The organism is Jeotgalicoccus sp. ATCC 8456 (assembly GCF_016313225.1).
In the GTDB taxonomy this organism is placed as follows: domain Bacteria; phylum Bacillota; class Bacilli; order Staphylococcales; family Salinicoccaceae; genus Jeotgalicoccus; species Jeotgalicoccus marinus.
Genome location: NZ_CP066224.1, coordinates 647230 through 659876 on the forward strand (window position 1 = coordinate 647230; position 12647 = coordinate 659876).

General features: G+C 31.4%; 9 protein-coding genes. 1 reads left to right on the forward strand and 8 read right to left on the reverse strand.

The genetic code is table 11. The features are described 5' to 3' along the window. Window positions 1-12: 12 nt before the first annotated feature. The 8 genes from JEM45_RS03350 to JEM45_RS03385 form a co-directional block, all read right to left on the reverse strand. Window positions 13-2634: a CgeB family protein gene (locus JEM45_RS03350; RefSeq protein WP_198687790.1), complete on the reverse strand. Its 2622-nt coding sequence runs from the start codon at window positions 2632-2634 to the stop codon at window positions 13-15. A 21-nt stretch (window positions 2635-2655) separates the two neighbouring features. Continuing rightward, the gene (locus tag JEM45_RS03355; RefSeq protein WP_198687791.1) at window positions 2656-3534 is read right to left on the reverse strand and encodes a hypothetical protein; all 879 of its coding nucleotides are present in this window, start codon (window positions 3532-3534) and stop codon (window positions 2656-2658) included. A gap of 21 nt (window positions 3535-3555) precedes the next feature. Next, a complete protein-coding gene (locus JEM45_RS03360) occupies window positions 3556-5031 on the reverse strand; it encodes a hypothetical protein (protein ID WP_198687792.1) in 1476 nt (491 codons plus the stop codon). A 118-nt stretch (window positions 5032-5149) separates the two neighbouring features. Continuing rightward, window positions 5150-7696, reverse strand: coding sequence for a glycosyltransferase (locus JEM45_RS03365; protein WP_198687793.1), 2547 nt, complete (start codon window positions 7694-7696; stop codon window positions 5150-5152). A gap of 85 nt (window positions 7697-7781) precedes the next feature. Next, on the reverse strand, window positions 7782-8792 hold the full coding sequence (locus JEM45_RS03370) for a GW dipeptide domain-containing protein (RefSeq protein ID WP_198687794.1): 1011 nt from the start codon (window positions 8790-8792) through the stop codon (window positions 7782-7784). 98 nt (window positions 8793-8890) lie between these two features. After that, on the reverse strand, window positions 8891-10144 hold the full coding sequence (locus tag JEM45_RS03375) for a nucleotide sugar dehydrogenase (RefSeq protein ID WP_198687795.1): 1254 nt from the start codon (window positions 10142-10144) through the stop codon (window positions 8891-8893). A gap of 32 nt (window positions 10145-10176) precedes the next feature. Next, a complete protein-coding gene (locus JEM45_RS03380; RefSeq protein WP_198687796.1) occupies window positions 10177-10803 on the reverse strand; it encodes a ParA family protein in 627 nt (208 codons plus the stop codon). Between the two features lie 10 nt (window positions 10804-10813). After that, window positions 10814-11335, reverse strand: coding sequence for a YveK family protein (locus JEM45_RS03385; protein ID WP_198687797.1), 522 nt, complete (start codon window positions 11333-11335; stop codon window positions 10814-10816). Window positions 11336-11426: 91 nt separating this feature from the next. On the opposite strand from JEM45_RS03385, the gene JEM45_RS03390 reads away from it, so the two are divergent. Beyond that, on the forward strand, window positions 11427-12623 hold the full coding sequence (locus JEM45_RS03390; protein ID WP_198687798.1) for a DUF6270 domain-containing protein: 1197 nt from the start codon (window positions 11427-11429) through the stop codon (window positions 12621-12623). Window positions 12624-12647 lie beyond the last annotated feature (24 nt).

Genomic DNA, 12647 nt, shown 5'->3' on the forward strand with positions numbered 1-12647 from the left:
TCTGACCCCTTTTTATATAGTGACTCTGTCCTTCTCTGTGAAATCTTCACCTGATTCTATAAAGTTTAATGAATCTGCTGAGAATAGCTTCGAGCCAAACGGAGCAAGATTTATCAATTCTGATGTCCCTTCGATATATTCCAGCGCAGAGTCCACACTGAATTTATCAAATACAGAAATATTAATAATAGATCTGTCTACTAATAGTTCGTTTGAAAAAATATAGTCTTTATTATTGTTTACGATTGTTAATTCCTGATTGTCAGCTTTATAATACATAGATTTACCAATAATTTCTGCCTGTGCATATTCCTTAGCAAGTACCAAATCAAGCGCGTAGTTTTCAGCGTAATGATTTCTACTGTCAAGAACTGCAATATATCCTTCGCCTAAAAGCTGTCGGATATTAATATATTTTCTAAGTGCTTTGTAATCAATCCCAATAACATTCTGCTTATTATAGTTATTATAAAATTCTTTGTAGTTCACAATATTTTTATGAATAATCACTAACTTCTTATTCAACACTGTCTGTGATTCAAAAATCTCTTCATACTTCTGGATTTCTTCATCGCTTTCAACAAAACACACGAAGTATACATCAGTTTTTGTAGATAAGGTTCTATAACCCACACTGTGAAGAATTTGTTTCATACGGTTCTCATAAGTATGATTTATCAATACCTCACGAATACCTCTAAGCGCATATTTATTGTATAGTTCGTCATCATTATCTAATTTTTGAAGGTGATCCTGCAAACCAGAGACTGTACCCGAAGCATTAATGATATCACCAAACATTTTTTTCATTCCGAGTGAGTATGTACTAATAATAGGTGTTCCTGATAATAATCCTTCAAATACGCGTCTTGAGAACATCGTTTCAGAATGTTTAACCGTATTTACGTTGATCATATATTTATAGCCTTTATATGATTTATCAATCAGGTTGAAAGGTAAGGTTCCCGCGATATAAGGATCATATCTCTCTGGGAACTTATGGTTAGGCATCTGACCTTTTTTAGTCTTTTCATAGTTTCTGTCATAAATAACAAGACCGGTCTTTTTAGAACCTTCCAGAAGAATATCCATATCTTTAGAACGTTCCTCATGGTGACGATAGTATGAACCAGCAAAGCTGACTCTAGGATCACGTTTTTCCTGAATTTTAATTGGATTATGGACTTTTGGTTGTGCAGCAAAAGGAAGTGCAGCAACATTGTCATGACCGCAATCTTTCTTGTACTGTTTCACACGCCCTTTATCCGTTGTGAATACATAATCACAAAGTTTCGCTGTTTCAATAAAGCGATCATAGTGGACAGGGTCTTCCTTATTCCAAAACACTACAGGAATATTTAGATTCTTGGCAAACTCAATCAGTTCTCTGACATCTTTATGTTGCTCCTCATCATAATAAGCAACTTTCCTATGCCACATTCCATTGTTTCCAACCCATGCAGATTCAATGAAAAGTAAATCAGGTTGGACGAATAACAGTTCAGATTTCCATTTCTTACTGTCTAAGCGATGCATCTGTACTTCAGAGTTAAATGAATTGAAAGTAAACTCATCCATGATACTTGCTACCTTAAATTCCTTCAACTTCATTTTAGGTGATAAGAGGCTGATGACATCTGCACGATCTTGGAAATTAAGTCTTGGGTTGTCAGGTAAATCTTCTAATGCAGTAATATTAATGTTGCCAATCTTGATATCACCTGTTCCACTAATTCTGAAAGCAAGTCTGACGTTTTTGGTATCAGCCATCAGTTTAATGATATCCGGGTTCAGTATATTAAGATTTTTTATTCCGATTTTCTCTTCTTCATCATACTCAATTAGCATCGGAATAAATTCCAAAGTCTGATCTTTTAAAACATCAATTTCAATCAGTAGATTACTTGTTAGGTCTAAACCTGAAAATATAGATTCTACAGGTAATGATGTATACTTATTATTTTGTTCTAGATAGGAAACATAAATATGTTTTTTATCATTTGGAACCACTGAAATATCTAAATAATCACCAGTCTTTTCAGGCGCTATTTTAACTAGATTTTTATTCAAGAAGAATTCATCACTGTTAAATGAGATTGTTTTTTCTCCTAGTACAGTTCTTTCCAACTCTTTCTGTTCCAAATCAAAATTAAAAATGACACCGTTGCCTTCAAATTTAAACATAATCTCAAATGAATCTGTTTGAGAATTTGGTTGAAATTTAATATTATTATCCGACATTTCCAAAATGTCAATAATCTCTGATTCATAATATTCAACAATATATGGTGTAACCTCTAGATGACCATCGATTTCATATGATACTGTCACATCAATTATTCTAAGCTGTTCGAGATATCTACTTCTAACTTCTGTTTTCGATCCATGAAGTGTATGATACTTGGCTTTAATACTACTATCGTAATAATAAACATTTTTGTTATTTGGAAGTTTAATACTAAAGTCTGTTGAATGAGCATTACTAATATTAAAATCAGATAGCTCAACTTTTTTATTATTTTGAAGTACTATGGCATCATTATAGTATTTTAATAAAAGTGCCTTCTCCAGGTCTTCTTCCTCAATTGTCGGTAAGGAATTTGATAATATTTGCTTTGCACTTAATTCCGTCAAATTTAACACCTACTTCAATTATTAAATTTCATCTTCCTTTGGATTGTTCATTTCACTTTTTAAACGAGTAATTTCATCTTGTAATTCATTGATTTTTTCGTTGTATTCGTTAAATCTATTCTGAATAACTTTCTCATCTATTTTTTGGGGAGATGCAGATTCTTCTTTCATAACAGTGTAAAACAAATGACTAAGTTTCAATTCCTCACTTGTAAATGATGGTTTATATTCCACCGTGTCAATATCAATATCCGTATCATTGATATTGAACCAATAACTCATTCGTCCTATTTTAAATTTACCGAAATAAGCATTATTAAAATAGATGATTTTAATACATTCATAAGACACGTCACTACTGATGAAATGGGATGAGACTTTTTGATAAATATCTTCAAATACGTTATTTCTCATTTGTTTAAATTTAAAGTTAACTGGCTTAATATCACCATTTGTAATCTGAGCATCAGGTAAGAAAGTAATTAGCTGATCTTCCTTAGTAAGCCCAAAATAAACGTGACCTTCATAAATAGTAAAGAAATTTTTAATATATATTTCTTCCTTATTAATATCTGAATATAAATTTAGTATATTATTAATTTCATTATCAGTATTCGCATCTGTCACAAGAACATTTTCATTAAATGTGTTGAAAATAAATAAAGGTTTCTCAGTAGTCATCCATCCTAGTTCGTTACCGTTAGCTGAAACTAAATATAAGACTTCATCGTTCAAACGACACTGATCTACAACTTCAACTAATGTAGAATTAAGAGATGATTTTTGTATCTTACTAGCCGCTTTTTGAACGTTACTATAAATCTCAAATGTATCTTCTATTAAGAATAAATGCTTTTTAATGTCGAGTTTATCTGTATATCTTTCTATTAAATCTTCCATATACTTGCCTCCATATGTGAGTTATTTCTCACGTATTAATAAAGTACCTGCCTTTTGCCATGGCAATGAATTTCTAGAGTTTTTATATTGTATACGAACATTTAGTTTACTTTGAACATGCAGGTGAATACCTTTACTTAGTTGATCAATAGTGTATTTTTCTTTATTGATAGTTACTTCTATAGTCTGCCCATTCTTTTTGTTTTTAAAGAACGATTTTATAAAAATCATTCCATCTCCTGGGTTTTCATAAGATACATAAAATTTCTCGCCTTTTTGAATAGACTGGCTTGCTGGGTAAATAATAATCTCCTTACCACTCAATTTACCATCTACATTATCACTCACATTAAAGAATGACATTTTAGTATCTAATAAGAACTGTTCATTATCTGCAGTAATTTGTTTTAATTTCAGCTCATCTATTTGTTCAAGTAAACTCTGATTCACTTGTTTTAAATCATAACCTTTATTAAAATCATAAAAATTTAAAGAAGGTAATAAAGTCTGTGTAACACTTGTTATAATGTTACTATTTTTAGCCTTATTCTTAAATAAGGTTTGATAAATTGCATGAACATTGAATGGATCAAACAGTAGTCCAGTTTCTGTCAGCACCTTACTCTGAGCACGCTTCCTACTGATGATATTGATTTCTACGTGTTGAAGATATTTGGGTTGGGCTGAAAAAGATTCATCTAGTAAAAAGTCTTCGTTATTATAACCATCATTCTCTTTAAGAAACTGTTCATAATCAAAGAGCTGATTTCTCAAGAACGTAATTCTAGACAACTCTTTAATATCCTCTTTAGCTACAAGTTTCATTGAAAAATCACTTGATAGAGACTTGGCAAAATAATGATCATTCTCTTCTACTGCTAAATCATCCATAACCATATAATTATTATATAATTTAGGTTTCATAACTGATACTAAAGCTTTAAGATATTTGTTTGTTTTATAGTTTAATATCAAATTCTGTTCACTAAAATATTTGTACTGATTCCCTAGTAAGGATAGGACATAATCTTCAAGAGCCTGATCAGTTAAATCAGCAGCTACTGTTATACGTTGTAGTGACTTGTTCGTTAAATTTAATATGTAATTTGGATTAAATATTTTAAAGTTTTCAATTTCATCTGTAGAAATTATAGATAATTTTTTATCGATATATACTGGTATCAGAGAAGTGGCATCAATCGTTGAGTATAGATTGTTATTTTTATCAATGTAGAACAAAATAAACTGTCCATTTAGATATCCGACAGTCTCATTAAAATTTTTATTGTTTAATATTTTTTTGATTGTATCTTCAGTAGAATTTTCTGGATTTCTTACGTCAAAGCAAAAACCATAACAAATCATTCTACCTGAGCCTGTATTTGCTTCTGTAAAGAACTCTTCATTATCATAATTTAATATAAATTCATCGTTCAACTGACTGCTAAAATTATATCTATTATTTTTTTCGCTTGAAAGCAGATATTTAAAAGCCATATAACGCACCTCAACTTGTAATTTAAAAATATGAGCAATACAAATTTTCTGCATTGCTCAAGTTAATATTGTTCTTAGATTCGACTTTACCAAAGTAAGACTGATTAAAGTGTTACTATTAGGTCTGAATGTAATCTTTTATTTTTTCTTCAACAATTTCGTATTCATCTCCAACGTATTTTTCATATAAGTTAAAGATTTCTTGTAGCGTTTCAGCCGCTTCACTTTGTTTTGATTGATCTACTCTTTCAAGTCTCGGTAGATACCAGTTCATCAGATAGTACTCCAGACGATCTTCAATATACTCGTTTATAAGATCGTTTTCTTCAAGGAAATGAATTCTATACTTTTCTAACTTCAAATATTTCTCAAAGAATGACAGACCAACTGTGTTGGTTACAGAGTCTGCGACCGCACCATAGTACATATGGATTACTTCATTAATTGCCTTAACTTTATTAGAATTTAATAATAATTCTTGGTAATATATAGTATCTTGTCCAATGGCACCTTCCACCATTTTAATATTATTCTCTATAATTACTGATTTACGAATAATCATAGCTTGAATACTTTGTGCTTTTAGATAAGATCGTTTAAGAAATCCTTTCGTATCATCGATAACATCATTTTTAAAGTTATAGTGTTGAACTGTTTTATAATAATTGAAAACACTTTTCTCATTTTGGTCTTCTTTGACCATATTACCAACGACCATATCTATTGTGTCATCTGATTCAATTTCAGAGAGCAGCTTACTAAAGCCATCTCCTGTGGCTTCATTATCAGGGTCAAGAAAGGTTATTAATTCAGTTGATGCCAATTCAACACCTTTATTTCTTGGGGTTGATGCACTACCCGACGCCTTTTCAAACTCATGGTAAACAATATCAGGATTACGACGAATTAAACGATTGATAATATTGATTGTTTGCTCATCCGTTGAACCATCATTAACAAAGATGATTTCCATATCATTATAAACTGATTGGCGTTTTAGACTTCTTAAACATTTGTTTTCAAGATATCTTCCGTTATTATGAATTGGCACTACCACACTTAATTTGTTTGTACGTTCTGATTTTCTTGGTAGACTACTATGTTCCACAACTTCCGTATCATCAATATTTAATCCAGAAAGTACTTTATCTTTAACTGTATCTATACTTCCATCAGGCATGATTGTTAAATCAAACATAGTTAAAGCAAGATCTTTAAAATTATCTGTAAAGTTATATTTTTCCTGCTGATTGTCTTTGGTAACGAAATCTACATCAGCATACTTGAAACCACTAACCAGCTCTTCAATGTAGTTTTCTTCATAATAATATTTTTCATTATCAAAATAAGCAACAAAGCGGTACGGTGATAGACCAATATCTTTTAATTCATCCCTATTAATGAAATCAATATCTTGATATGACTGAGCTTTAACCATTTGATCAGCATTGTTTTTATTGGATTTAAGAACGACTAATACTTTAGCATTGTCTACATCGATTTTATGACCAAGTATCTCAGAGATATATTGAATGCGGTGATAAGTTGTTTCATTATTCATAGTTTGTCTGATTCCAGCAGAAGATATTTCTCTAATTGCACGTTCAGAAGTATATTTTAGAAACTGTGGTACATCTGTTTTATAGTTGAAAATAAATATATGTGGAAACTTACTATTAACTCCCACAGAAAAGTTGGACATCAGAATATTTCCGAATGCTTGTAACTCATACACTCTATTCGCGAACATAGTATTTGAGTATTTAACTGAGTTTACATTGATTGCATTCCTATATATTTTATGTGATTTCATTAATAAATCATGTGGTAATGGATAAGATAGATGCTCCATGTACTTCGGTGGGAAATGATATCTCTTATTTTCTAACTTTAAATTACGGTCAATTATAGTCAGTTGATTATTCGATTGTCGTACACCATCGAATGCCATTGCAGACTCCTGATTTCGTACTGGGTATTTAACCATCCAGCTGCCTGCAAAAATAACATCACTTTTATAATCTTTAAATTCAGGTACATTAATACCAATCGGATTATGTTTATGTGGATTAATACCAAATTCCAGCTTATACACTCTATCGTGACCAACAGCCTGGACATATCTCGGAATGATTTCTTCAGCAGAAGTAAATACATAATCACATTTCTTGGCAATTTCAACGAATTGATCGTAGTTTACAGGATCTTCTTTTGAATAGAATAACGTGGGAATCTTTCGGTCCTGCAGTTCTAAAATTAAATCATAAAGATGATGTCTCTCCTCTGATTTATCTTTGGCAACATTCTGCCAACTACCATCAATACCTTTCCATGTAGTAGCAATAATAACAAAATCAAAATTTGTATCGATATAATCCTTGTTGTAATTTATATACTGCAAATTCACAACATCTTTATATGCTTCATATAGGAACTCGTCACAAATAATCCCTACATTAAGATTAATTTTCTTAAATATTCTAGAACCATTAGAGTCTACGACATGTTCAGAAAGTGTTTCAATTTCATTCACTAAGTTTGGTTTACCCTGTTGATTAAATAATTTATAGTACTCTTCTAGTGTTAAATCATGATATTGTTCAGAAGTCGATACATCCTTATTAAATAAATCTCCATATGTATCTACATCATGAAATTTTGCCATATGATATAAACCCAGTAAGTAGTTATTAGACATACTTACATAAGGCAAGACTGATTCATTATTATTTGAATTCAATATAATCTACCTACTTTCTCATCTGCCAATATTTCGTCTGAAGTTTACCGAAGAATGATTGTTTTAGATTTTTATATCTTTTCTCAATATTTTGTCGTTTTTCTTTCTCTTCAGCTAACTCTGCTTTTAATAATTCGACATTCTGATTGTTATCCATTTCTTGTTCAACAATTTCTTCTTTATTAGAGGGCTCAATTTCAATGTCTGTATTTTTAAATTGACTATTCAGTCTTTCTACCAATGCTTTGGTCATAGTGCGTTCTTCAGAAATGTTTTGAATCAAATCATAAACTACTATCTCATCGAATGTATATGGTCTTTCATATTCAGGTAAAGTGTTCTTATCATATTCAAGTGTAGTCATATCAGTCCAAAAATTACCCATCCCCGTTTTAACTTTAGCCAGATTGATATCTCTAAACATGTGTACAATTGTAATTGGATAAATTTTCTTTTCATCAATTTTTACTTCACTTGTTAAATTATTGAATTCATAAAGCTTTAATTCATCTGAATAGCTAATTACATTAATTTTTGCCTTCTCAGAACGAATTAAAGTATCTGAAGAAAACCATCCCTGAAGACGATGCTTTTTAAATAAAGCTTCATATTCAATGCCATCTTTAATCATTACAAACCTAGAATCAAGCATCTGATCTTTTAGTAGTCTCAAATTATTTTTAGCCACCACAAATATCTGCTTGTCCTGTTGTTCCATAAATTTATCAAGGTCTAATCTGACATGTTCACGTGGTTTCGAATATACAACTATAGATGTTCTTAATTCTGCCCATCCCAGTTCATTTTCATTATGTTCAAGGTAATAGAAATTCTTCTTGTTTACTTTTCTGTGGGCTAGTACACGAACAATTTGTTTTTGATAATCTTTTAAATCACCTATTTTTTTCATTGATTGAACCGATTGTAATAATGATTTGTCCCCTTTTTCATAAATCCATACATAATGGCTGACATCAAATTCTTTGACATGTCTAAAAAACTTATCTAATTTGTGTTCCATACATTTACCTCACAATGTTCAATTATTTTATGTATAAAGAAAACTGCAGACAGGTCAAATATTAACTTTGTCTACAGTTTTGTATTTATATATAATTTCTAGAATTTTTGGATGTTCCCGTAGTTGAAGTATTTCACTTCTTCGAAGTTGTTAGGTACAACATTCTTAGTATCAAAGATAACCTTATCTTTCATACCTTCAAAGTCTACATCAGTTAATGTCTTGAATTCACTGTGATCACTTAATACTAGGACTAAAGAAGAATCTTTAATCGCTTCAGTCATGTCTTTTTCCACAAAATCCATCTTAACGTGTGGATCGTAAGCATTAACTTCTAGGCCAGATTCTTTACGTAATAACTCATAAATATCAAACGCTGGTGATTCACGAATGTCATCCACATCACCTTTATAAGTTAAACCAAAGACACTCATTTTATTACCACCAAGTTTGCCAAGAATGTCTTTAGTAGTATTAACAACATACTCAGGCATAGACACGTTAATAGAACGTGATAACTGAATTAATGGAGACTGTTCTGGTGCTTCAGCAATAATGAAGTAAGGGTCTACTGCTAGACAGTGACCACCTACACCAGGTCCTGGTGTGTGTAAGTTAACACGTGGGTGCTTGTTCGCCATTTCAATTACTTCATGTACATTGATATCTAAATGGTTACAAATTTTAGCCAATTCATTCGCTAATGCAATATTCACATCACGATAAGTATTCTCCATTAGCTTAGACATTTCAGCAGTCTTCGCATTTGTTTCAATCATTTCACCTTTAACGAAAGTACCATATACTTTCTTACCAGCTTCAACACATGCTGGAGTCATTCCACCAACAATACGGTTGTTATAAATAAGCTCATGCATAATTTGTCCTGGTAATACACGTTCAGGACAGTGTACTAAGAAAATGTCTTCACCAATCTTAAAGCCTTGTTCTTCTAGATAAGGCGCTACATTATCATCCATAGTACGAGGTGCAATTGTAGATTCTACGATTACAGTGTCACCTTTTTTAAGTATAGGAACGATTGACTCAACACCAGCCATAACAATAGAGATGTCAGCAGATTTATGCTCATCATCATTGTTTGGTGTTGGTACCGCAATAATATATGCGTCTGCTTCTTCTGCAACCGTTGACGCTCTAAATTTACCTGACTCTAACACTTCTTCAAGTGCTTCTTGTAGTCCAGGCTCCTCAATATGAATTTGGCCTCCATTAAGCATATCAACAGCTTCTTGCTTAATATCGACACCTAACACATCTACGCCGTGTTTAGCGAACATAATAGATGTAGGTAAACCAATATATCCTAATCCAATTGTTGTTAGTTTCACTATGGAACACCTTACCTTCTTCAAATTTAAATTTATTCTTTTCTTAGTATACCAAAACTTTTTACATTAAAAAGATTAATTTTCTGTAAATATTTACTTAATTCATGTTTGTCATTCTTTTTGGCACTGATAATTGTGACAGCACTGTCAGCTAATTCCAAATATGTTCCGTAATTTTCCATATCATCCACTTGAGGACCAATGATGAAGATATGATCATAATAATTCGTTAACGGGCTTAATTTTGATAATACATTATACTCATTAAATTTTGTAACGATTTCCTCATCACTTAAATCTTCAATATGAATGACATCTAATCGTTCAACAGATGTCGGTTGAATGGCTTCACTTAAAAACATGGAAGTCTTCAATGTTGTAAATAAATTCGGCTTGGCTTTTGAATTTATATACGTTTCAACCTGGTTAAACGATTTTCCATCTAAGTTAACGATTAACACACGATCTTTTAGGCTGGCGAGTAAGTAAGCAATATGAACTGTTGCTTCAACAGTTGCCGCTTGCTTTGTTAAAGATGAAAATATCGTCTTATTTTTTGGATTATCTTTGTTCTCTTTTCTTATTGCAATCGCAGTATCGTATAAAGTATTTAAAAGATCTTTGTCAAATACTGATCCACTTTGTTCATTTGAACTCATATTCTCACTCCTAGAATGTACCCAATGTTCTTTCGTTTAGATAGTATTGGATATCTTCTTCAGTATTAATGTTATTATTGTTGACTGCGAGAAGGATCCCTGCAACAGTACCAATGATTAACCCTAACATAACAATTATAATCTGTAAGGCTTCATTCGATGTTTCATAAGTCAGTTGACTTAAATTCTCTTGTACAACGAAGCCTTCTGCTTCTATGATATCAATTACCTGTGCATGAATTGAATCATAGTTAATTCCACTTTCTGTTGTAATATTTAGTTGTAACAGATTAGAATTTGTCTGTCCATTCAACTCAGCTACGTGAATATTATCAGAACTATTATTAATAGTGTCATTTAGTAAAATATTTAAATCTGCAATAGAATTTGGTTCTAGAGCAGTTTCTAATGTATAATATTCTTCGTATGTTGTACTGGACGGTGGAATGAAGAAGTTAACCACTGTAGCAAGCACGCCAAAACTAAGCATGCAAATAATAATATTAAGAATGTTTTTCTTTAAAAAGTACATAAGTCTGCTCCTTAATTCGTGATTCAAATTATATTATACTATTAAGGCATGCAAATAGAAAACATTCTATCGAAATCTAGAGGTGCAAGTAATGAAAATTGATATTATCGGAAGTAAATTTTCTTCCAAACTAACAGAATTCAGAAGTTTCCCCTACTCAGTTAATAACTTCATAGCTGGTACTAGCTTATTGTCATTGTTTTCAGAGCCGTACCCTAAGGCAATGAAAGATATTAACACGAGTGATATCGTTGAAATCTCTACGGCTCATAGAGATTTAAATAAAGCAAACCTGGAAAAACTTAAAGAATCTAACTCTGAAGTATTAATGATTGATTTACTCAGTGAGCTAAATGATATCGTCGTCTATAATGGCGATTACTTTAATCGTCGTTCATTTGAATTGATTGATGATGAAATCGACTACCAAACAGTTAGAAAAATTGATCAGTTTAGAGCTTTAAGGGATAGAATCAAAGATATTTTAACCTTGGCACAAAGATATGACAAAGTTATTTTAATCGATGTACTACCTAATAATGATTACGACAGCTTTATTTCAGGCCTATATGAATTACTCTATAATAATATAGAAAATAAGTTAGTAATCAGTGCAGGGAATGATGCAGTTAAAGATATACTTAACGCACCACTAGAAATCTATGATGCAGTTAACCAACAGCTTAGAAAAATTAATTCAGACAACTATGAAAATCAACTACTCTTTGACGAAAAATTAGAAGATAATATTCTATCTGTTTTTATGAACTATGTAGAAGAACGTCATTATATCTATGAATTATATAAAGGTGGTCGCCCTTTTAAAAAATCTCACCGTACTGATTCACGCTATTGTCAGTTCCATTTAGATGAAGCTGGAAAATACCGAATCCGCGTAACAGCTGAAGTAGATAATATTAAGCCTAGGTTCTCCGATACATTTGTGTATAATCCAAAAACTATTTCAGCAAAAGGTAAGTCATACCAATATGTTGAAATGCCAAGTGATGAAAACTTATGGATGTTAAATTTGATATTGTCAACTTCGAACTTCAAAGGACTAGTGGGTAACCCATTTAGGTATGTGGATGGCTATAACGGTCTAGACGTATTTCTAAAAGAAGAAGTAAACGCAGACTATATTAAAAAAGAAGACTTATTAGAGATGGCTTTAAATATTCTTTATGACTTAAACAAAGACGATCTTGAAACATTCATCGTTGATAATCAAGATGCTCTTAATTCAGCATCAAATGCGATTAAGGATTATATTAGTAAGTTAAATTAAAAATTGTGCCTAAGGCTTTCCTTA

Bases quoted from the DNA above. Each gene is read 5' to 3' on its own strand.
- JEM45_RS03385 (WP_198687797.1), bottom strand. From the start codon at position 11,335: ATGTACTTTTTAAAGAAAAACATTCTTAATATTATTATTTGCATGCTT.
- JEM45_RS03360 (WP_198687792.1), bottom strand. From the start codon at position 5,031: ATGGCTTTTAAATATCTGCTTTCAAGCGAAAAAAATAATAGATATAAT.
- JEM45_RS03355 (WP_198687791.1), bottom strand. From the start codon at position 3,534: ATGGAAGATTTAATAGAAAGATATACAGATAAACTCGACATTAAAAAG.
- JEM45_RS03365 (WP_198687793.1), bottom strand. From the start codon at position 7,696: ATGGCAAAATTTCATGATGTAGATACATATGGAGATTTATTTAATAAG.
- JEM45_RS03380 (WP_198687796.1), bottom strand. From the start codon at position 10,803: ATGAGTTCAAATGAACAAAGTGGATCAGTATTTGACAAAGATCTTTTA.
- JEM45_RS03370 (WP_198687794.1), bottom strand. From the start codon at position 8,792: ATGGAACACAAATTAGATAAGTTTTTTAGACATGTCAAAGAATTTGAT.
- JEM45_RS03390 (WP_198687798.1), top strand. From the start codon at position 11,427: ATGAAAATTGATATTATCGGAAGTAAATTTTCTTCCAAACTAACAGAA.